Source organism: Mesorhizobium australafricanum (assembly GCF_033977265.1).
GTDB lineage: Bacteria > Pseudomonadota > Alphaproteobacteria > Rhizobiales > Rhizobiaceae > Mesorhizobium > Mesorhizobium australafricanum.
In genome coordinates this window covers 62,584-84,666 of the sequence record NZ_JAVIIT010000010.1, presented here as the reverse complement: position 1 = coordinate 84,666, position 22,083 = coordinate 62,584, and the positions used below count along the sequence as shown (strand labels likewise).

General features: G+C 64.8%; 17 protein-coding genes. 8 read left to right on the top strand and 9 right to left on the bottom strand.

Translation table 11 applies throughout. The annotated features are described in order from the left end of the window. The first annotated feature begins 32 nt into the window (after positions 1-32). A complete protein-coding gene (locus RFM98_RS20080) occupies positions 33-1,550 on the top strand; it encodes a malonate--CoA ligase (RefSeq protein ID WP_320310500.1) in 1,518 nt (505 codons plus the stop codon). Positions 1,551-1,836: 286 nt separating this feature from the next. On the opposite strand, the gene nagA is transcribed toward RFM98_RS20080, so the two are convergent. The 4 genes from nagA to RFM98_RS20060 are packed head-to-tail and all read right to left on the bottom strand — an operon-like array spanning position 1,837 to position 5,726. After that, positions 1,837-2,997, bottom strand: a complete 1,161-nt coding sequence (nagA, locus tag RFM98_RS20075; RefSeq protein WP_320310499.1) for an N-acetylglucosamine-6-phosphate deacetylase — start codon at positions 2,995-2,997, stop codon at positions 1,837-1,839. Next, on the bottom strand, positions 2,994-4,025 hold the full coding sequence (locus RFM98_RS20070) for an SIS domain-containing protein (protein ID WP_320310498.1): 1,032 nt from the start codon (positions 4,023-4,025) through the stop codon (positions 2,994-2,996). Before RFM98_RS20070 ends, nagA begins: the two co-directional genes overlap by 4 nt. After that, the gene (locus RFM98_RS20065; RefSeq protein ID WP_320216757.1) at positions 4,022-4,801 is read right to left on the bottom strand and encodes a GntR family transcriptional regulator; all 780 of its coding nucleotides are present in this window, start codon (positions 4,799-4,801) and stop codon (positions 4,022-4,024) included. Before RFM98_RS20065 ends, RFM98_RS20070 begins: the two co-directional genes overlap by 4 nt. A gap of 43 nt (positions 4,802-4,844) precedes the next feature. Continuing rightward, the gene (locus RFM98_RS20060; RefSeq protein ID WP_320310497.1) at positions 4,845-5,726 is read right to left on the bottom strand and encodes a glucosamine kinase nucleotide-binding domain-containing protein; all 882 of its coding nucleotides are present in this window, start codon (positions 5,724-5,726) and stop codon (positions 4,845-4,847) included. Between the two features lie 201 nt (positions 5,727-5,927). Here RFM98_RS20060 and RFM98_RS20055 point away from each other — a divergent pair, with 201 nt between their 5' ends. The 6 genes from RFM98_RS20055 (at position 5,928) to RFM98_RS20030 (ending at position 12,701) form a co-directional block, all read left to right on the top strand. Next, positions 5,928-6,836 (top strand): N-acetylmuramic acid 6-phosphate etherase, encoded by a 909-nt coding sequence (locus tag RFM98_RS20055; RefSeq protein ID WP_320310496.1) that lies wholly within the window; start codon positions 5,928-5,930, stop codon positions 6,834-6,836. 53 nt (positions 6,837-6,889) lie between these two features. After that, a complete protein-coding gene (locus tag RFM98_RS20050) occupies positions 6,890-8,149 on the top strand; it encodes an ABC transporter substrate-binding protein (RefSeq protein ID WP_320310495.1) in 1,260 nt (419 codons plus the stop codon). A gap of 240 nt (positions 8,150-8,389) precedes the next feature. Then, on the top strand, positions 8,390-9,319 hold the full coding sequence (locus RFM98_RS20045; protein ID WP_320310598.1) for a carbohydrate ABC transporter permease: 930 nt from the start codon (positions 8,390-8,392) through the stop codon (positions 9,317-9,319). An 8-nt stretch (positions 9,320-9,327) separates the two neighbouring features. Next, positions 9,328-10,167: a carbohydrate ABC transporter permease gene (locus RFM98_RS20040; RefSeq protein ID WP_320310494.1), complete on the top strand. Its 840-nt coding sequence runs from the start codon at positions 9,328-9,330 to the stop codon at positions 10,165-10,167. Between the two features lie 250 nt (positions 10,168-10,417). Beyond that, entirely contained in the window at positions 10,418-11,476 is a 1,059-nt protein-coding gene (locus tag RFM98_RS20035) for a Gfo/Idh/MocA family protein (protein WP_320310493.1), read from the top strand. Positions 11,477-11,702: 226 nt separating this feature from the next. Continuing rightward, a complete protein-coding gene (locus RFM98_RS20030; protein WP_320310492.1) occupies positions 11,703-12,701 on the top strand; it encodes an ABC transporter ATP-binding protein in 999 nt (332 codons plus the stop codon). 209 nt (positions 12,702-12,910) lie between these two features. Here RFM98_RS20030 and RFM98_RS20025 read toward each other — a convergent pair whose 3' ends face one another. The 5 genes from RFM98_RS20025 to RFM98_RS20005 all read right to left on the bottom strand — a co-directional run bounded on the left by RFM98_RS20025 (position 12,911) and on the right by RFM98_RS20005 (position 19,788). Further along, positions 12,911-13,756 carry a fumarylacetoacetate hydrolase family protein gene (locus tag RFM98_RS20025; protein ID WP_320310491.1) on the bottom strand — a complete coding sequence of 282 codons (846 nt, stop codon included), beginning with the start codon at positions 13,754-13,756 and terminating at the stop codon, positions 12,911-12,913. Positions 13,757-13,955: 199 nt separating this feature from the next. Further along, positions 13,956-14,687 (bottom strand): SDR family oxidoreductase, encoded by a 732-nt coding sequence (locus tag RFM98_RS20020; RefSeq protein WP_320310490.1) that lies wholly within the window; start codon positions 14,685-14,687, stop codon positions 13,956-13,958. A 239-nt stretch (positions 14,688-14,926) separates the two neighbouring features. After that, the gene (locus tag RFM98_RS20015) at positions 14,927-17,302 is read right to left on the bottom strand and encodes an aldehyde dehydrogenase family protein (protein ID WP_320310489.1); all 2,376 of its coding nucleotides are present in this window, start codon (positions 17,300-17,302) and stop codon (positions 14,927-14,929) included. Between the two features lie 168 nt (positions 17,303-17,470). Beyond that, positions 17,471-18,523 (bottom strand): deoxyribose-phosphate aldolase, encoded by a 1,053-nt coding sequence (gene deoC / locus RFM98_RS20010; protein WP_320310488.1) that lies wholly within the window; start codon positions 18,521-18,523, stop codon positions 17,471-17,473. Positions 18,524-18,960: 437 nt separating this feature from the next. Continuing rightward, positions 18,961-19,788 (bottom strand): ferredoxin--NADP reductase, encoded by an 828-nt coding sequence (locus RFM98_RS20005; RefSeq protein WP_320310487.1) that lies wholly within the window; start codon positions 19,786-19,788, stop codon positions 18,961-18,963. 221 nt (positions 19,789-20,009) lie between these two features. Here RFM98_RS20005 and RFM98_RS20000 point away from each other — a divergent pair, with 221 nt between their 5' ends. Continuing rightward, positions 20,010-22,082 (top strand): hydantoinase/oxoprolinase family protein, encoded by a 2,073-nt coding sequence (locus RFM98_RS20000; protein WP_320310486.1) that lies wholly within the window; start codon positions 20,010-20,012, stop codon positions 22,080-22,082. The last annotated feature ends 1 nt before the right edge of the window (position 22,083 follow it).

Here is a 22,083-nt window from a genome sequence, read left to right as displayed (position 1 = left end):
CCATTGGCTTCGGCGCGCCCTGAGGACACTTCATGACCAACCATCTCTTCGGCGCTTTCCGTTCCCGCATGCCGGCGCCCGGCCGATTGCTGATGGAGACGGATGACGGCCGTTCGATCACCTATGGCGACATGCTGGCGAAGTCGGCGCAACTGGCGCATGCGCTGGCGCAGGCCGGCGTCGAGCACGGCGACCGCGTCGCGGTCCAGGTCGAGAAGAGTCCGGAGGCGGCGCTGCTCTATCTCGCCTCGTTACGCGCCGGCGCCGTCTTCCTGCCGCTCAACACCGCCTACACACTGCCGGAACTCGACTATTTCTTCCGTGACGCCGAGCCGAAACTGATCGTGAGCGATCCGGACCGTTTTTCGGGCGTCGAACCGCTTGCCGCGTCGATCGGCGCCACGGTGCTCACGCTCGGCCGCGACGGGCAGGGAACGCTGGCCAGCCAGGCTTCCCGGCAGGCCACGGATTTCAGCGATGTCGCGCGCGGACCGGACGATCTTGCCGCGATCCTCTACACCTCCGGCACGACTGGCCGTTCCAAGGGCGCGATGCTCAGCCATGAGAACCTCGCCTCGAATGCCCGCGTGCTGGTCGAGCAGTGGCGCTTCAGTGCCGATGACGTGCTGATCCACGCGCTGCCGATCTTCCACACGCACGGCCTGTTCGTCGCCACCAACGTCGTCCTGATGGCCGGCGCGAAAATGCTGTTCGAGCAGAAATTCGATCCCGGCCGCATCCTGTCGCTGATGCCGCGCGCGACGGCCTTGATGGGCGTGCCTACCTTCTATGTGCGGCTGTTGCAGCAGGACGGCCTGACACGCGAGGCGGCGAGGGCCATCCGGGTCTTCATCTCCGGCTCGGCGCCGCTCTTGGCCGAGACGCACAAGGCCTGGCGCGACCGGACCGGCCACGCCATCCTCGAGCGCTACGGCATGACCGAGACCAACATGAACACGTCCAACCCCTATGACGGCGAGCGGCGCGCCGGCACGGTCGGATACCCCTTGCCCGGCGTCTCGCTGCGCATCACAGATCCCGAGAACGGCAAGCCGCTCCCGCAGGGCGAGATCGGCATGATCGAGGTCAAGGGCCCGAACGTCTTTGCCGGCTATTGGCGCATGCCCGAGAAGACCAGGGCCGAGTTCCGCGACGACGGCTTCTTCATCACCGGCGACCTCGGCCTGGTCGACGCCGACGGCTATGTGCATATCGTCGGGCGCGGCAAGGACCTGATCATCTCAGGCGGCTACAACGTCTATCCGAAGGAGATCGAGAGCGAGATCGACGCGCTCGACGGCGTCAGCGAAAGCGCGGTGATCGGCATCGCCCATCCGGATTTCGGCGAAGGCGTCACCGCGGTCGTGGTGCGCAAGCCGGGATCCGCGATCAACGCTGCCGACATTGCCGCCGCCATTGCCGGGCGGCTGGCGAAGTACAAGCATCCGAAGCAGGTGATCTTCGTCGACGAACTGCCGCGCAACACGATGGGCAAGGTGCAGAAGAACGTGCTGCGCGAGACGTATAAGGATATCTATGCGGCGAAATAGGGCCGGCTAACAATTACCGAGTGGCGAGCCTCGGACATTGGCCGAAACACCCGTCGCTTCGTCATCCTATGGCGGAGCAAGGAGCGAAGCGACGCGCGCAGACCATAGGATCCATGCCGTGACGCTAAAGCGCTGCTAACGTTGCAGAATTCTGCACCGTTGCACTTTACGTCACAGGTCACGGAATGGATCCTCGGGTCAAGCCCGAGGATGACGACGCGGGAGAGGCTCCGGTCAATCGCGAACGTTTGCGTTGCTTTCCTAATTGACGGTGGGATCGAGCCGCCTACGCGCCAAAAACCTTCTCACCACCGATCCAGACGTTCCTGACATCCAGCTCTTCCGACAGGCCGACAATGTCGGCGGCGGTGCCGTTGGCGAAACGGCCGAGCCGGTGCGCCTGACCGATCGCCTCGGCGGGATAGAGCGAGGCCATGCGCAAGGCCTCGTCGAGATCGAGCCCGACGACGCGATGGACGAAGCGAATGGCGGAAATCATGTCGAGATCGGCTCCGGCCAGCGTGCCGTCGGCGAGCCTGAGACTGCCGTCCTTGCGGTAGATGGTGCGGCCGTTCAGCGTGAAGGACGTCATGTCGGTGCCAATCGTCGCCATGGCGTCGGTCACGAGCACGATCTTGCCCGGTCCCTGCTTGCCGCGCAGCGCAAGGATCATCGTTGCCGGATGGACATGGATGCCGTCGGCGATGATGCCGGCGTACAAGCCGCCAGTGTCGATCGCAGCACCCGCCAGACCCGGCTCGCGGTTGCCGATCTGGCTCATGGCGTTGAACAGATGCGTAACCACCGTGGCGCCGGCGTCGGCGAAGGCGCTGGCGGTCGAATAATCGGTGTCGCTATGGCCGAGGCTCACGATAACGCCGGCCTTGGCCAGCGCGGTGACACGGGCCGGCTCGACCGATTCCGGGGCGATCGTGGTGAGCAGCACCGGCAGGTCCCGACGCGCTGCGATGAGAGCGGCCTCATCGGCGTCGGTCATCGGCCGGATCAGCGCAGGGTCATGCGCGCCCTTGCGGGCCATGGAAAGATGCGGCCCTTCCAGGTGCAGGCCGAGGAAGCCCGGCACCTTTTCCCGGGCCGCCCCGGCGCCGGCGGCGATGGCGGCGGCGGTGATCGCCGGCGTATCGGTGATCAGCGTCACCAGCAGCGCCGTGGTGCCGAAGGGCGCATGCGCCCGGCAGATGGTTTCGATCGAAGCGACATCGGGGTGGTCGTTGAGCATGACGCCGCCGCCGCCATTGACCTGGATGTCGACGAAGCCGGGCACGAGCATGCCGCCGCCGGTCTCGACCGGCGAAACGCCGGACGGAATGGCGCCGGCGGGCAAGATAGCCTCGACCACGTCGCCGTTGACGACAAGGGCGGCATTGTCATGCCAGTCGGCGCCGTCGAAGATGCGGGCGCCGGTGAGTGCGAAACGGTCGCTCATACGGTTTCCGTCACCTTGCGCAGGTTGCGCGGCGTATCGGGGTCGAGCCCGCGATGGCGCGCAAAGGCCTCGACAAAGCCGTAGAAGGACACGATCAGCGGCAGCGGATCGGTCAGCGGATGGCCGGTGGCGACATGCGGCAGAAGCCTCGCGGCCTTCGCCTTGTCGGACGTGATGAAGGCGGCCGCGCCCTTGGCCGTCAGGCCATCGGCCGCCTCGGCGACCGAGGGTTCGGACGCATCGCGCGCGGCAAGCGCCAGAACCGGGAAACCCGGCCCGACTAACGCCAGCGGTCCATGCATAACCTCGGCGGCGCTATAGGCCTCGGCATGCATGGCGCAGGTTTCCTTGAATTTCAGCGCCGCCTCGCTGGCGATCGCGAAGGATGGGCCGCGGCCGAGGATGAACAGCGATTGCGGGTTCTCCAAAGCACCGGCGAGCGCCATCCAGTCGCAGGCGATCGCCTTCTCGAAATGGCCGGGCAGGCCGGCGAGCGCCCGCAGCAATGGCTGGTCGTCGGTCGCATGCGCCATCAGCGCCAGGCCGGCGACGGCGGAATTGACGAAGGTCTTGGTGGCCGCGACGCTGCGTTCCGGCCCTGCCAGAATGTCGATGGCGTAGTCGGAGGCGCGCGCCAGCGGCGAGTCGGCCGTGTTGGTGATGGCAACGGTAAGCGCCCCTCCGGCCCTTGCCGTTTCGGCCATGGCAACGATGTCGGGACTTTTACCCGACTGCGAGACCGCCAGGCAGGCGGAGCCGCGCAGCCTCAGCTTCGCGCCATAAATGGAAGCGATCGACGGCCCTACCGAAGCGACGGCGAGACCTGCCGTCAGCTCGACGGCATATTTCATGAAGGTCGCGGCATGGTCGGACGAGCCGCGCGCCACGGTGACGACGAAATGCGGGTCGCGCTCGCGCAGGCCGCGGCCCGCCTCGACCAGCGCCGAAGCCGAGCCGTCGAGAAGGCGGGCAGTGGCTTCAGGGATCTCATTGATCTCGCGCCGCATATGAGTGGTGTTTGCCATCATGGCCGAATCTCCTCTCCCGGCCCGGTCAGCCGGAGTTCCGCGACGAAATCATAGGCGTCGCCCCTGTAGACCGAGCGGGTGAACTCGATCACCTTGCCGCTCGCCAGATAGGAAATGCGCTCGATCTGCAGACCGGCAACCCCCGAGGGCACTTCCAAGAGGCGCGCATCGGCATCGCCAAGATTGGTGGCGGAGATGCGCTGCACGGCGCGTACCGGGCGATTGCCGGTCGTTCCCAGCGCCGCGTAAAGCGAGGAGCCGATCGCTTCGGGATCCGGCAGCACGCTCGCCGAAATCGCGGCGCGCTCGATCGCCAGCGGCGTGTCGTTGGCGATACGCAGGCGCGCGACGCGCGCCACCAGTTCGGTCGAGGACAGGCCCAGCACCATCATCTCGTCCGGCGACGGCGCGTAGAGCCCGCGGTCGAGCCAGACCGAGCGCACGGTCATGCCGCGGCGGGCCATGTCCTCGGTGAAGGAGGTGAGCCTCGACAGCGATTGCTCGACGCGCTCCATGCGCGGCGCGACGAAGGTGCCCGAGCCATGACGCTGGACGAGGATGCCGCCCTTGACCAGGTCCTGCACCGCCTTGCGCACGGTGACGCGCGAGATATCGGCCTTGCTGGCGATGTCGCGCTCGGACGGCAGCGCATCGCCGGGGCCGATCAGGCCCCGATTGACCGCCTCCTCGATGCTGCGCCTGAGCTGCAGGTAGAGCGGCGCGCCGCTCTGCGAGGATTCTTTCAGCATGGCGAAGATCTGGTCGGCGGCGCTCATCGCGGCGCCTCCGGCAGCACGGCCAAGATCTGGTCGGCGGCGCTCATCGCGGCGCCTCCGGACCCCTGGCGAAGACGCGCACAGCCATCTGCACGGCGCCGCCAAGCGCATCGTCGAGCGGGGCTTTCAGCAGCGCCTGATAGCGTGCGGACAGGCGCGGCGCATAAAGCGGCGCCAGGCCGCCGAGCAGGCAAAGCGGAGCATCGTCGGCAAGATCGAGCGCGCCGAGCGAAGCCTCGACATCGGCCACCGCCTTGCCGAGGATCCAGTTGGCGACGAGGTCGCCCTTTTCGGCATGCTCGAAGACTTTTGGCGCGAAGCCGCCGAAGTCGCCCGGCTTGGCGCTGGTGGTGAATTCGACCACGTCTTCCGGATTGTTGCGGAAGACGGCAAGCATCGCGTCCGTCAAGGGCGAGCCAGGACGGATGCCGTCATAGGCAAGCAGCGTCTGCTCGAGCAGGTCGCGGCCGATGCGGGCGCCGCTGCCCTGGTCGCCGACCTGGAAACCCCAGCCGCCGATGGCGCGCGACTTGCCCGCTTTACGCGCCATGTAGGCGGTGCCGGTGCCCAGAATGGCCATGGCGCCGTCACTGGGCCCGACCGCGCCCTCAAGCGCGATCTCGGCATCGGTTTCGACACGGCTCCTGCTGAAGGGCAGGATTGCCTCGAGCTGCTGGCGATAGGTGCCGACATTGGCGCCGGCGAGACCGAGAACGGCCGGCGTCCGCGGAATCAGCTCCGGATCCGCGCCTGCGGCAAGGAAAGCCTGCCTGGCCGCCTCGACGATGTTGGCGCGGGCACCGGTGAGGTCGGTGCGGATGTTGGCGGCGCCGCTCTTGGCACGGCCGACGACAGCGCCGTCGACGGTCGCAAGGGCCGCCCTGCAGCTGGTGCCGCCGCCATCGATGCCAAGCACGAATTTCACACGATTTCTCCTCGGGCCTGGATAATACCAATAAAATACCAATAGCCAAGAGTTAATTTCGGTTTCAAAAAAGATTGAGCCGTATTTTATTGAAAATCCACGTTAATTTGCCGGCAATCGAGTTCCGTCGTCCGAAAAGTGTTAATGCGTGTGGACAAGTGGTATTTTTTTGGTATTGTTCCTTCAGTTGGAGGAAAATGGATGGCCGAGACGCGCACGGAAGCGCTCCACCAGAATGCCGAGGGGCTGGATGTCCAGGCCCCTGAAGCCATTCTGACGTTCCTGGCCAATGCCCAGATCGAGGCCAGCAAGGCCGTGCACGGGGCCATTCCGGCGATCGCCGCCGCCGCCGAACTCATCGCCAAGCAACTGAGGAGCGGCGGCAAGCTCGCCTATGCGGCGGCAGGCAGCTCCGGCCTTATGGCACTGGCCGACGCGCTGGAATTGCCCGGCACTTTCGGTATTGCGCGCGACCGTATCGCCATTCTGATCGCCGGCGGCGACGACGCCTTCCGCACGCTGGCCGGCGGGCCGGAGGACGACACGGAGGAAGCGTCGGCGGCCGTTGCCGCGGCCGATATCGGCAAGGGCGACTGCCTGATCGCCATCTCCGCCAGCGGCTCGACCCCCTATGCGGTGCAGGCGCTCCAGGACGCGCGGCGCCGCGGCGCGGCTACCATCGCGATCGCCAACAACCGGGGCGCCGCGCTCTTCAGCCAAGCCGATGTCGCCATCCTGCTCGAAACGCCACCGGAGCTGATCGCCGGCTCGACGCGCATGGGCGCGGGCACCGCGCAAAAGATCGCGCTCAACATGCTTTCGACGCTCACCGCCATCCATCTCGGCCATGTCCATGACGGCTACATGGTCAACCTCACCGCCGACAACATCAAGCTGCGCGACCGCGCCGTGCGCATGGTCGCCGCCATCAGCGGCAAGAGCCGCGACGACGCCATCCGCCTGCTCGAGGCGAGCGGTGGCGTCGTCAAAACCGCTATTCTGCTCGCCGCAGGCGCCGCCAACGCCGACGCGGCCGAGAAGATACTGGAAGGAACCGGCCAGAAGCTCAGGCCGGCGCTTTCCGCGATCGAGGGGAGCAAGGGGCGCTGAGCCTCTGTTCTCATCAAAACCGAACCTGAAAAAGGTCAACAGGGAGACTGACGATGAAGACCAAACTACTGACGGCCCTTCTGCTCGGCACAAGCATCCTCGGCACCACCGGGATGGCGCTGGCCGACGACGTAACGCTCAACATCGAAAGCTGGCGCGGCGACGACCTGACCATCTGGAAGGACAAGCTGATCCCGGCCTTCGAAGCCAAGAACCCCGGCATCAAGGTAGTGTTCGCGCCTTCGGCCCCGACCGAGTATGACGCGGCCCTCGGCGCCAAGCTCGCCGCCGGCTCGGCCGGCGACCTGATCACCTGCCGCCCCTTCGACAAGTCGCTCGAGCTGTTCAAGAAGGGCAACCTCGCCGACCTCTCCTCGCTGCCGGGCATGGAGAACTTCTCGCCGGTTGCCAAGTCCGCCTGGCAGACCGACGACGGCAAGTCGAGCTTCTGCGTGCCGATGGCCTCGGTCATCCACGGCTTCATCTACAACAAGGACGCCTTCGACAAGCTCGGCCTCAAGGTGCCGACAACCCGCGACGAGTTCTTCGCCGTGCTCGACAAGATCAAGGCCGACGGCACCTATATCCCAATGGCGATGGGCACCAAGGACCTGTGGGAAGCCGCGACCATGGGCTACCAGAACATCGGCCCGAACTACTGGAAGGGCGAAGAAGGCCGCACAGCGCTGATCAAGGGCGAGCAGAAGCTGACCGATCCGCAGTGGGTCGAGCCCTACAAAGAACTGGCCAAGTGGAAGCCGTATCTCGGCGACGGCTTCGAGGCGCAGACCTATCCGGACAGCCAGAACCTGTTCACGCTCGGCCGCGCCGCCATCTACCCGGCCGGCTCGTGGGAAATCGGCCTGTTCAACACCCAGGCCCAGTTCAAGATGGGCGCCTTCCCGCCGCCGGTCGAGAAGGCAGGCGACACCTGCTACATCTCCGACCATACCGATATCGGCATGGGCCTGAACGCGGCTTCCAAGCATGCGGAAGAAGCCAAGAAGTTCCTGTCGTGGGTGGCCTCGCCGGATTTCGCCACCATCTACGCCAACGCGCTGCCGGGCTTCTTCAGCCTGAACTCCTCGCCGGTGAAGATGGAAGACCCGCTGGCGCAGGAATTCGTCTCCTGGCGCGGCAAGTGCAAGTCGACGATCCGCTCGACCTACCAGATCCTGTCGCGCGGCACGCCGAACCTCGAAAATGAGACCTGGGTTGAATCGGCCAATGTGATCAACGGCACCGACACACCGGAAGCCGCGGCCAAGAAGCTGCAGACCGGTCTCGACAGCTGGTACAAGCCGGCGAAGTAAGGGCGATTGCGATGCCGGCCGGGCGCGAGCCCGGCCGGCGTTCAAACAGTTCCAGATAGCGATTGTCGGCGCTGCCTCCCGGTCCTACCCTCGATCTTGCGGGGAAGACGGGGCCGATTTGTCGCTGGCCTTGTCTCTCCCCTGAAGGGGAAAATCAGGCCGTGCATCGAGGCATCAGCTAGCATCAACCGACCTGGAACCCAGAGACGGCGGGGAACCGAACTCATGGCTACCGAACTCATGGCTGCAGAAACGCGACCGAAAAGATCGATACGCTGGCATATCGGCGTATTCCTGGCACCGGCGGTGCTGGTCTACACCGCATTCATGATCCTGCCGCTGTTCGGCACGCTGCAGCTCTCCCTGTTTCGCAACATCGAGCAGTCCCAGGTGTTTGTGGGCTTCAGCAATTTCCGCACGCTGTTCGGCGATCCGAACTGGTCGGTGAATTTCTGGAATGCGCTGAGGAACAATGTCTGGTTCTTCATCATCCACATGCTGGTGCAGAACCCGATCGGCATCCTTTTGGCGGCGCTGCTTTCCAGCCCAAGGCTGCGCTTCACTGCCTTCTACCGCACGGCGATCTTCGTGCCGACGATCCTGTCCTTCGTCATCGTCGGCTTCGCCTGGAAGCTGATCCTGTCGCCGATCTGGGGCGTGGCGCCGCACCTGATGGATTTCGTCGGATTGAAGAGCTTTTTCACGCCGTGGCTCGGCAAGGAGCAATATGCGCTCACCGCGCTCAGCCTGGTCTCGGTCTGGCAGTTCGTCGGCATCCCGATGATGCTGATCTATGCAGCGCTGCTGTCGATCCCCGACGAGGTGATCGAGGCGGCCGAATGCGACGGCGTCACCGGCATGGCGCAGTTCTGGAAGATCAAGCTGCCGCTGATCCTGCCCTCGATCGGCATCATCTCGATCCTGACCTTCGTCGGCAATTTCAATGCCTTCGACCTGATCTACACCGCGCAAGGCGCGCTCGCCGGGCCGAACTATTCGACCGACATCCTCGGCACCTTCCTCTACCGTGCCTTCTTCGGCTTCCAGCTGCAGGTCGGCGATCCCAACATGGGCGCGGCGATCGCCACGATCATGTTCCTGATCATCCTCGCCGGCGTCTGCGTCTACCTGTTCCTCGTGCAGACGCGCCTGCGTCGCTACCAGTTTTGAGGCGCGCCATGAGCCTAGCAACCCGCTCCTTGCCCCGCACCATCGGCGCGCACGCGATCCTTCTGACCTACACCGCGATCGCGCTGTTCCCGGTGATCCTGGTGGTGATGAATTCGTTCAAGTCACGCGCCGGCATCTTCGGCGCGCCGCTGACGCCGCCGACACCGAAGACCTTCGACCTGATCGGCTACACGACGGTGTTCGGCCAGGGCGATTTCATCCACTATTTCCAGAACAGCCTTGTCGTCACCGTCGCCTCGCTGTTCTTCGTGCTGCTGTTCGGCGCCATGGCCGCTTTCGCGCTGTCGGAATACCGTTTCCGCGGCAACACGATGATGGGGCTTTACCTCGCGCTCGGCATCATGATCCCGATCCGCCTCGGCACCGTCGCCATCCTGCAGCTGATGGTGGCGAGCGGGCTGGTCAACACGCTGACAGCGCTGATCCTGGTCTACACCGCGCAAGGCCTGCCGCTGGCGATCTTCATCCTGTCGGAATTCATGAAGCAGGTTTCCAACGATCTGAAGAACGCCGGACGCATCGACGGGCTGTCGGAATACACGATCTTCTTCCGCCTGGTGCTGCCGCTGGTGCGCCCGTCCATGGCGACGGTCGCCGTCTTCACCATGATCCCGATCTGGAACGACCTGTGGTTCCCGCTGATCCTGGCGCCTTCGGAAGCGACCAAGACGGTGACGCTCGGCGCGCAGCTCTTCCTCGGCCAGTTCGTCACCAATTGGAACGCCATCCTGGCGGCACTGTCGCTGGCGATCCTGCCGGTGCTGGTCCTCTATGTCATCTTCTCGCGGCAGCTGATCCGCGGCATCACGTCGGGAGCGGTGAAGTGAGCGGTGACCGCGAATTCTCCATAGGGTTGCGCTTCACCCCGCCCGGCGCTGCGCGCCGACCTCCCCATCGAGGGGAAGTAGGAGGTTGCCGCTTCACTCCCGATAGCCGCAGTTCTGAGTTTAACGCGGCCCCTGCGGCGGTGAGCATGTTCACGCCGACGCCCTACCTCCCCTTGATGGGGAGGTCGGCGCGAAGCGCCGGGTGGGGTGACACCTTCTCAAGAGAACATGGAATGTCTGGAGTAGTCAGGTGAGCGATAAACCCCTTCGCGTTGTCGTCGCCGGTCTCGGCAATATGGGCCGCAGCCATGCGCTGGCCTACCATACCAATCCGGGCTTCGAGATCGCAGCGCTCGTCAACCGCTCCGACGTGCCGTTGCCGGACGGGCTTGCCGGCTACGGCATCAGGCGCTCGTTCGAGGACGCGCTGCGCGACGAGAAGCCTGACGTCGCCGCGATCGCCACCTATTCCGACAGCCATGCCGACTATGCGGTGCGGGCTTTCGAGGCGGGTTGCCATGTGTTCGTCGAGAAGCCGCTGGCAACGACGGTGGCCGACGCGCAACGCGTCGTCGATGCCGCCAAGGCCAACGGCAGGAAGCTGGTGATCGGCTACATCCTGCGCCACCACCCGTCCTGGGTGCGGCTGATCGCCGAGGCGCGCAAGCTCGGCGGTCCATACGTCTTCCGCATGAACCTCAACCAGCAGTCTTCCGGCCACACCTGGGGGACGCACAAGCAGCTGATGCAGACGACCTCGCCGATCGTCGACTGCGGCGTGCATTATCTGGACGTGATGCTGCAGATCACCGACGCTAGGCCGGTCGAGGTGCGCGGCATGGGCGTGCGGCTGACCGACGAAGTCGCTCCCTCGATGTACAATTACGGCCATCTGCAGGTGCTGTTCGAAGACGGTTCGGTCGGCTGGTACGAGGCCGGCTGGGGGCCGATGATCTCGGAAACGGCCTTCTTCGTGAAGGACGTGATGTCGCCCAAGGGCTGCGTGTCGATCGTGATGAAGGAGGGGGCGAAGTCCGACGACATCGACACCCACACCAAGACCTCGACCATCCGCCTGCATAGTGCTGCGACCGGGCCGGACGGCAGGTTCGCCAAGCAGGACCAGATGCTGTCGATGGAGGGCGAGCCGGGCCATCAGGAGCTCTGCGACCTCGAACAGGCCTTCCTGCTCAAGGCAATCCGCGAAGATATCGACCTCACCGGCCACATGGACGATGCGGTGAAGTCGCTCGCCGTCTGCCTTGCCGCCGACGAGAGCGTTCGCAGCGGGAAGGCGGTGCGGTTGTGACAAGGGAATTATCGTCAGGGATTGCGCTCTACGGCGCCCCCCTCTGGCCTGCCGGCCATCTCCCCCTCGAGGGGGGAGATCAGGTGCCGGAACTGCTTTCGCTAATGATCAGCGCCGCAAAGTGGCGCGAGACCTTGAAGCTGCCAATCTCCCCCCTTGAAGGGGAGATGTCCGGCAGGACAGAGGGGGGTGTCTTGGCGCCCACTCATCAATTTGGAGGACTGCCGTGGGCTCGCTGAAGATCGAGAATGTGAAGAAGGCTTTCGGGCCGGTCGAGGTGCTGAAGGGTATCGACCTCGAGGTGACGGATGGTGAGTTCGTCGTTTTCGTCGGCCCGTCCGGCTGCGGGAAATCGACACTGCTGCGCGTCATTGCCGGGCTGGAGGACTCGACCTCGGGCCGCGTGCTGATCGACGGCACCGACGTTTCGGTAACGCCGCCCGCAAAACGCGGCATCGCCATGGTGTTCCAGACCTATGCGCTCTACCCGCATCTGACGGTGAAGAACAACATGGCGCTGGGCTTGAAGCAGGCCGGCACGCCGGCCACCGAGATCGAGCGCCGCATCAAGATCGCTTCCGCCATGCTCTCGCTCGAGCCTTATCTGGAGCGCCGGCCGGCGGAACTGTCGGGCGGCCAGCGCCAGCGCGTCGCCATCGGCCGCGCCGTGGTGCGCGAGCCAAAACTGTTCCTGTTCGACGAACCGCTGTCGAACCTCGACGCGGCATTGCGTGTAAACACCCGGCTGGAGATCGCGCAACTGCACCGGCGGCTGAAGGCGACAATGATCTACGTCACCCACGACCAGGTCGAGGCGATGACGCTGGCCGACAAGATCGTGGTGCTCAATGCCGGCCGCATCGAGCAGATCGGCAGCCCGATGGAGCTCTACAATTCGCCGGCCAATGAATTCGTCGCCGGCTTCATCGGCTCGCCGAAGATGAATTTCATCGACGGCGCCCAACTGGGCGAGACGGCCAAGACCATCGGCGTGCGGCCGGAGCATCTGACGGTCGACACGAAATCCGGCGCCTGGAAAGGCACGGTGGTGCATGCCGAGCATCTCGGCGCCGACACCAATCTCTATCTCGACTGCGAGAAGGCCGGGCTGATCACGGTGCGCATCTTCGGCGTCTACAACGCCGACCCGGGCTCGACACTGTATGCGACGCCGGATGCGGCGAAGACGTACCGGTTTGGCGCGGATGGGAAAGTGCTGAGGTAGCGCCAGCTTTCCCTTCTCCCCATGTGGGAGAAGGTGGCCGCGAAGCGGCCGGATGAGGGGTGTTGGAAGGATCTCGTCGCGGCAGAAATAAGTGCGCCCGGGATCCTTCAATCTTCAAGGTCGCACTCCGCTGGAGCACCCCTCATCCGTCTCGGCGCTGCGCGCCGATCCACCTTCTCCCACAAGGGGAGAAGGAGAAAGGCGGCGTTCTACTCGTCCGCCTTGAACGTCTGCTTCTGCTGGCCGAGCCCTTCGATGCCAAGCTCCACCACATCGCCCGCCTTCAGGAACACCGGCGGCTTCATGCCGAGGCCGACGCCGGGCGGGGTGCCGGTGGAGATGATGTCGCCCGGATGCAGCGACATGAACTGGCTGAGATAGGACACCAGATACTTCACGCCATAGACCATGGTCTTGGTCGAACCGTTCTGCATGGTCTTGCCGTTGACGGTCAGCCACATCTTCAGGTTCTGAGGATCGGCGACCTCGTCCTTGGTCACAAGCCACGGGCCGGTCGGGCCGAACGTGTCGCACGACTTGCCCTTGGTCCACTGGCCCTGGCGCTCGGCCTGGAAGGCGCGCTCGGAAACGTCATGCGCGACGCAATAGCCGGCGACATAATCCAGCGCGTCGTCCTCTGAGACATATTTCGCCGTCTTGCCGATAACCACGCCGAGCTCGACCTCCCAATCGGTCTTGGCCGAGCCGCGAGGGATCAGCACGTCGTCGTCCGGCCCGACGATGGCGGAGCTCGCCTTCATGAAGATGATCGGCTCGGGCGGCACGGTGGCACCGGTTTCGGCGGCGTGGTCGGAATAGTTGAGGCCGATGCAGATGAATTTGCCGGTGCCGGCGACGCAGGCGCCTATGCGTGGGCTACCGGAAACCGCCGGCAGCGACTTCGGATCGAGTTTCGAAAGCATCTCCAGCGAGGCCGGATGAAGCGTCGTGCCTGCAATATCGGCGACATGAGCAGAAAGGTCGCGGATCGTTCCATCCGCATCGAGCAGGCCGGGCTTCTCGCTGCCGACTTCGCCATAGCGCAACAACTTCATCTTACTTCTCCTAAGGTGCGGCCTAAAGCCATTTTGCAAAATTCGTTTCGCTTAGGGTGACGTTGCGAAAGCCGGGCGGACCGTAGCCATCGACCTGATCCCCGGCAAGCGCGAACGCCGCGTCGGGCGATCTGGCGAAAGGGATTTTCAGACTGATCGATGCAGAACCCCGATCTCCTGCCAAGCCCTTTCCGATCCCTCAGATCGACCAGCCGCCGTCGATGTTGTAGGCCTGCCCCGAGGTATAAGTGGCGCCGGCCAGATAGACGGCGAGATCGGCGATTTCTTCCGGCGTGCCCAGCCTTCCCATGGGCTGGCGGGCGATGAAGGCGGCGCGGGCCGCCTCATAGTCGCCCTGCGCATGCATGCGGTCCTGCAGCGACGGGCTTTCGACGGTGCCGGGGCAGATGGCGTTGCAGCTGATGCCCTTGGCGACATAATCGGCGGCGACCGCCTTGGTGAGGCCGACAACCGCAGCCTTGGTCAGGCCATAGGCGAAGCGGTTAGGCACGCCCTTTTGCGAGCTTGCCAGCGAGGCCATGTTGATGATCGAGCCGCTGCCGCGATCCAGCATGCCGGGCAGCACGGCGCGGATGGTGCGGATCATCGAGCGGACATTGAGGTTGAGCGCGAAGTCTAGGTCCTCGTCCTTCATTTCGAGGATCGAGCCCGAATGGACGAAACCGGCGCAGTTGAACAGCACGTCGACGCGGCCGATCTCGGCGAAGGCAGCGGTGACGGCTGCGTCGTTCAGCACGTCGAGCTTGCGGGTTTTTATCCCGGGAATCTTGGCGAGATCGGCAAGAAGCGGTTCATTGATGTCGGTGGCATAGACGGTGGCGCCCGCCCTGGCGAAAGCCAGCGCGCTCGCGCGTCCGATGCCCTGCGCCGCCGCGGTGACGACCACGACCTTGCCTGCCAGATCCGCCATGCCTCTCTCCTCGCCTGACTACGCGTCCGGCTTTATCGATGATCCACTGCGGCGTCGTGTGCCAGACAGCCGGCATCGTGCGGCCTACGCTCCGCTTCACAGATAAAGATGTTTTTTCTCGTTAAAGAGCACGTGCACAAGCGTCAAGCCCGAAGGCGGCCCTTTGCGATAATGGGCAAACGGCTCCGGCGCCGAATATTATTGCCGCAAGCGGCCTGGCGCGCTTCAGGCGGGATGCCTCAGTCGCCGTAGGGCACCCAGACGTTCTTGACCTCTATGGCGCGGCGCAGGAAGGCCTCGCCGGCGGCCTCACTCGACGCCCAGTCGAGAGTGCGGCCATTGCCGGTCCAGACGCGCTTGAGGTTGCCGATGGAATCGGCCTCCGCCTTGGCGCAGGTCTCGGCATCCGCGAATACCCAGAGCCCGTCGACGTCGTCATGCTTGGCCAGCACGCCGCAAAGCTCCGCGCTGCGGCCGGTGACGATGTTGATAGCGCCGGCCGGAATATCGGAATATTCGATCACCTGATAGAGATCGGTGGCTAAAAGCGGGTGCCGTTCGGACGGGACGGCGACCACCGTGTTGCCCATGGCGAGCGCCGGCGCGACCAGCGAGACGAAGTTGAGCAGCGGCTGGTTATCCGGCGCGACGATGCCGACGACGCCGACCGGCTCATGCAGCGCCAGCGTGACGACACGGGCCGGCGGCTGGTGGACGCGACCCTCGAATTTGTCGGCGAGCCCGGCAAAAAGAAACAGCCGCTCGATGGAGAGGTCGACCTCCTCCCGCGCGGCCTTGGCGGTGACGCCGGTGAGTTGGACCAGGCGCGCGGCGAATTCCTCGGCGCGGCCGGACAGGTTCTCGGCGAAGTAATAGAGCACCTGGCTGCGATTGAAGGCGGTCGCGTCCGGCCAGGCCTTGCACGCGCGAGCAGCAGAAACCGCATCGCGAATGTCCTTGCGGTTGCCAAGACCGACCTCGCCGACAAGCTTGCCCTTGGCGCTGGCAATGGCGAGCGAATAGTTGCCGTCCGGCCGCACCTGCTTGCCGCCGATGAACAGTTTCGCCGTGCGGTCGATTGCCGAGCCGTCGGCCTGTTCGACCGGCTGGGCCGAGCCGGCCGCGGCCGGCTTGATCACCGGGCCGGCCGGCAGCTTGGCGGCAAGATATTCGAACATGCCTTCGCGGCCACCCTCGCGGCCGAAGCCGCTTTCGCGGTAGCCGCCGAAGCCGCAGGCGGCGTCGAACATGTTGGTGCCGTTGACCCAGACGACGCCGGCCTTCAATTGCGGCGCGACGTGCAGAGCCAGATTGATGTTCTCGCTCCACACGGAGGCAGCAAGGCCGTAGCGCGTGTTGTTGGCGAGCTCGATCGCTTCTTCGGTGTTGCGGAAGGTCATCGTCGCCAGGACCGGACCGAAGACTTCCTCCTGCGCCAAGATGTTAGCCGGCGAAACAGAAGTCGCGAGGGTCGGCAGATGATAGTGGCCGGTTGTCGGCAAGGCAGCGTCCGGCTGCCAGCAGACGGCGCCTTGTTTCGCGCCTTCGGCGATCAGGCCCTTGACTCGATCGAGCTGGGTCAAGTCGACGAGCGGGCCGATATCGGTGTTCTTGTCGAGCGGGCTGCCGACGCGCAGCCGGCTCATCCTGACCTTGACCTTGGCGATCAAAGCCTCGGCGATGCCTTCCTGCACCAAGAGGCGCGAGCCGGCGCAGCAGACCTGGCCCTGGTTGAACCAGATGCCGTCGACCAGACCCTCGACGGCGCTGTCGAGATCGGCATCCTCGAAGACGATGAAGGCCGACTTGCCGCCGAGCTCCAGCGAAAGTTTCTTGCCCGATCCGGCGGTTGCCTTGCGGATGATCTTGCCGACCTCGGAAGAGCCGGTGAAGGCGATCTTCTGCACGCCGGGATGGTTGACGATCGCGGCACCCGCTTCCGGCCCGCCCTGGACGATGTTGACGACGCCTTTCGGCACGCCTGCCCGCTCGCAGATCTCGGCGAACAGGATGGCCGTGAGCGGCGTGAATTCGGCCGGCTTCAGCACCACCGTGCAGCCGGCGGCCAAAGCCGGCGCGATTTTCCAGGCCAGCATCAGCAGCGGAAAATTCCACGGGATGACCTGGCCGACGACGCCGACCGGCTTGTGATCGGGAAAATCCTTCTCGAGCGTCTGCGCCCAGCCGGCATGGTGGATGAAATGGCGGATCGCCAGCGGCACATCGATGTCGCGGCTCTCACGGATCGGCTTGCCGTTGTCGATCGATTCCAGCACCGCGAACAGGCGTTGATGCCGCTGCATCGCGCGGCCGATGGCGTAGAGCACTTTCGCGCGCGCATAGCCCGAACTGGCGCTCCACTTCGGCAGCGCTTTGGCAGCCGCCGTAACGGCGGCGTCTATGTCGGCAGCGCCGGCATCCGATATCTTGGCCAGCAGCTTGCCGGAAGACGGTTCGCTGGTCTCGAAAGTCTTGCCGCTGGCCGCCGCTTTCCAGGCGCCGTCGATGAACAGCGCTTTTGCGAAATCGCGGCCCGCGAGCCAGGCATCGGCCTCGTTGCGGGCTTCCGGCGCCGGGCCGTATTCCATGGCGTGATAGCGTTCGAGGATGTTCATGGGGCGCCTCCTTTACCCTCCCCCTTGTGGGGAGGGTCGATCGGCTTTGCCGATCGGGGTGGGGGTAAATAGATGATGGGTTTCGTTCATTGGACCGGCTGATCTGGTTTTTACGACCCCCACCCCGCCGCTTCGCGGCGACCCTCCCCACAAGGGGGAGGGTGGGAGCTACGCCATCGCGTGGCGATGGTTGGCCGAATAATGGCCGGTCAGATGATGCTCGAGCTGGCGTTCGATATCGGTGAGCAGGCTGGACGCGCCGAAGCGGAACAGGTCCGGCTCGAGCCAGGGCCGGCCGAGCTCTTCCTTCATCAGCACCAGCCAGTCGAGCGAGACTTTCGCTGTTGAAATGCCGCCGGCCGGCTTGAAGCCGATCAGGTAGCCGGTCTCCTCGAAATAGGCGCGGATGGCGCGCACCATGGCAAGGCCGACGGGCAGCGTGGCGTTGACGCTTTCCTTGCCGGTCGAGGTCTTGATGAAATCGGCGCCCGCCATCATCGCCACCATCGAGGCTAGCATGACATTGCGCAAAGTGGCGAGATCGCCGGTGCCGAGGATGACCTTGAGATGGGCATCGCCGCAGGCGGCGCGCATGGCGACGATCTCGTTGAACAGCTCGCGCCATTTGGCGCCGTAAACCAGGCCGCGCGGAATGACGACGTCGATCTCGTCGGCGCCGTCCTTTACCGAAGCCTCGATCTCCTGCAGTCGGGTCGAGAGCGGCGCCAGCCCATGCGGGAAGGCGGTGGAGACGGCAGCGACACGGATGCCGGTGCCGCGCACGGCATCGACCGCCGTGGCGACGAAGGGATGGTAGACGCAGACCGCCGCCGGGCGGATGGTCTCGCCGACGATGCCAAGACCTTCGACGATGTCCCGACGCAGCGGGTTGATCGCCTTGGCGCAGAGCCGGCGCACGCGCTCGTCGGTATCGTTGGAATTCAGCGTGGTGAGGTCCATGCAGGCAATGGCGCGCAGCAGCCAGGCTGCCTGGTTGTCGGCCTTGATCGAGCGCCGCTTGGTCAGCGTGGCGACGCGGCGCTCCAGCGCCGAGCGATTAACGCTGCGCACCGATTCCAGGAAACCGAGATCGAGCTTCATGCCGGGGTTGCGGGCAATGCCGTGTTCCAGCGGCATCGGTGTGTTGGCCGCGGCGCGCGCCGGCAGCGGCATGACCTTGGACGCGCCGGTGCCTGTGCCAGCCTCGCGGATCGTGCTCATCTCCTGCCCTTTCATTCAGCGCGGTTGCGCTCCATACCTTCATGCGCGTCGCTGGGCGACAGGCATGAAGATAGCCCGCGAAGCGATGCTTCACGAGTCTTTCAACGCGTCATAGCGGAAAAAGGCAGCTCAGGCAGCAGATTTTTGACCGTATGGTCAAAGCACCATGCTGAGCAGGCGCTCCCGGCGTTGGAGATTGGCCGAAACGCCCATCCCTTCGTCATACTCGGGCTTGACCCGAGTATCCATGCCGTGACCTTTGCCGCAGAGTGCAACGGCGCAGAATTCTGTAACCGCCGCAACGCCTTAGCGTAACGGCATGGATTCCAGGGTCTGCGCGCGTCGCTCCGCTCCTTGCTCCGCCCCAGAATGACGAAGCGCGAATGTCGTCGCTAATCTCAGACGCCTCCAACAGAGCTGGCGGACTGTTGCGCGCCTCAGCCGACGAAGGCGCGCTCGACGACGAAGGTCGCCGGATGGCTGAGCGAGCCTTCCTGGAAGCCGAGGCTTTCGGCGAGTTCCTTGACGTCCTTCAGCATGTGCATCGAGCCGCAGATCATGATGCGGTCGGTCTCGGGGTTGAGCCTGTCGATGCCGAGGTCGGAATAGAACTTGCCCGAGCCGATCAGCGCGGTGATGCGCCCCATGCGCGCCGACTCCTCGCGGGTGGTCGAATTGTAGAGCGTGACGCGACCGCCGGTGAGCTCGCCGATCAGCGGATCGCTTTCGAGCGCCGCAACGAGCTCCTGGCCATAGGTAAGCTCGGCATTGTCGCGGCAGGTGTGGGTGAGGATGACCTCGTCGAACTTCTCGTAGGTGTCGGGATCGCGCAGCAGGCTGGCGAAGGGCGCGATGCCGGTGCCGGTCGAGATCATGACCACGCGCTTGGCGGGTGTCAGAGCATCGAGCACCAGCGTGCCGGTCGACTTCTGGCGCATGATGACGGTGTCGCCGACCTCAATCTTCTGCAGCTCGGAGGTCAGCGGACCGTCCGGCACCTTGATCGAGAAGAATTCGAGCTCGTCGTCCCAGGCGGGGCTGGCGACGGAATAGGCGCGGAAGATCGGCTTCTCGGCATTGGGCAGCCCGATCATGACGAACTCGCCGGAGCGGAAGCGCAGCGACTGCGGGCGGGTGATGCGGAAGGAGAACAGCCGGTCGGTATAATGCTTCACCGACACCACGGTCTCGGCATAGACATTGGCCGGGATCGGGAACTGCAGCGGCTTTGCGCCGGCGACGTTCAACGCGGATGTCGTGTTCATCAAACCCAACTTTCCGGCCCCAGACGGAACCCACTGGGGCCAAACTTTCTCCTGCGCGCCCGAACGGTCAGGTTCCGGCGTGCTCCCTGCACACTGCCAAGCGGTAAGCTCTTGTGTCCCGAATTTATTAGTATACAAATGATCTCCAGGTCAAGATGGCAGCGTAAAACGCCTTTCCAAACCAAGGCATATCCGTAGTCCTGGCATTTCGGGTTTCGGCAATGAATGAGAAATTTTCGGCGTCGGCGGGAAGCGTCGTTGCCGGCATCGATGTCGGCGGAACCTTCACCGATCTGCTCCTGATCGACGGCAAGGCGGGCGGCAAGGTGCATATCGCCAAGACGCCGACGACAGTTGAAAACCAGGCCTATGGCGTGGTCGCCGCACTCGGCGCCACCGGCTTCCCGGTCGACGGCATCGACCTCATCGTGCACGGCACGACGACCACCACCAACGCCGTGCTGGAGCGGCGGCTTGCGCGAACCGGCATGATCACGACGCGCGGCTTTCGCGACGTGATCGAGCTCGGGCGGCGCACGAGGCCGCAGGCCTATGGAATGACGGGCACCTTCGTGCCGGTCATTCCGCGCGACCTGAGGTTCGAAGTGTCGGAGCGGGTCGAGGCTTCCGGCGCCGTTCGTGTCGAGCTCGACGAAGCAGAGATGCGCCATGCGGTGAACAAGCTGCTCGATGCCGGCTGCGAGTCGCTCGTCATCCACTTCCTGCATTCCTATGCCAACCCTGCGCATGAGCGGCGCGCCGCCGAGATCGCGGCGGAGCTCTGGCCGAACGGCCATATCACCACCGGACATGCGCTGCTTTCGGAAGCGCGCGAGTTCGAGCGCGGCGTGACGGCGGCGGTCAATGCCTCGGTGCAGCCGATCCTCGAGCGCTATGTCGAGCGGCTGCGCAAGGAGCTTGGCGCCAAGGGCTACGCCCGCGACTTCCTGATCATGAACGGCAATGGCGGCATGATCTCGGCCCGTTTCGTCACGCTGGAATCGGCAAAGACCGTCATGTCCGGCCCGGCGTCCGGCGTGATCGCCGCCGCCTACACGGGCAAGCGCGCCGGCTTCGGCAATCTCGTCACCTACGACATGGGCGGCACCTCTACCGATGTGGCGCTGATCCGCAACGCCGAGCCCGCCGTTTCCAACGAGATCGAGATCGAATATGCGATGCCGATCCATGTACCGATGGTGGCGGTGCACACCGTCGGCGCCGGCGGCGGCTCGATCGCGCGCGTCGACGCGGCCGGGCTGATCCAGATCGGCCCGGAAAGTGCTGGCGCCAACCCCGGTCCGATCTGCTACGGGCGCGGCGGCGCGGAGCCGACCATCACCGACGCCAATCTGGTGCTCGGACGGCTGGCGCCGAAGAAGCTGCTCGCGGTCGACAATCCGGTCACCGTCGAGCGCGTGACCGGCATTTTCGAGGAAAAGATCGGCAAGCGCACCGGCCTTTCCGGTGTCGAGGCGGCGGGTGCCGTCTTGAGGCTCGGCAACATGAAGATGGCGGGCGCCATCCGCATGGTCTCGGTCTCGCGCGGCCATGACCCGCGGGATTTCGCGCTGTTCGCCTTCGGCGGCGCGGGCCCGCTGCATGCGACAGCACTTGCCCGCGAACTCGGCCTGCCCCGGGTGCTGGTGCCGGCGCGTCCCGGCATCACCAATGCGCTTGGCTGCGTCGTCGCCGATCTCAGGCACGACTTCGTCAACACAATCAACATGCCGGTAGCGAGTCTCGACGAAGCTGCGCTTCGCGAGGTGTTGGAACGGCACCGGGACGAGGGCGAGGCGCTGATCGCCAAGGAAGCCGTCAAGCCCGACGCGATCCGCGTCACCCATTCGGCCGACATGCAGTTCGTCGGCCAGACGCACATCATCAATGTGCCGCTGCCGTCGTCGTCGGTTTCACGAGAAACGCTGCAGCTTCTGTTCGAAAAAGCCTATTTCGCTCGCTTCAAGGTCGAGTTGCCGGAGATTCGCGCCAACCTCGTCAACCTCAACACGTCGGTCACCGGCGTGCGGCCACAGATCGACCTGTCGCGGCTGATCGACCCGGCGGGCCGCGCGGCAACGCTCGAGGAGGCGCGGCGCGAGATCCGGCCGGTCTGGTATCACGGCACTTGGCACGACACGCCGGTCTATGCCCGCGAAAAACTGCCGCTCGACGCCGTCATCGAGGGGCCGGCGATCCTGGAACAGATGGACGCCACCACAGTGCTGGAACCCGGCGACCATGCGCGTTCGGACGCGGACGGCAACATCATCATCGACATCGGCGAGGCCTGAC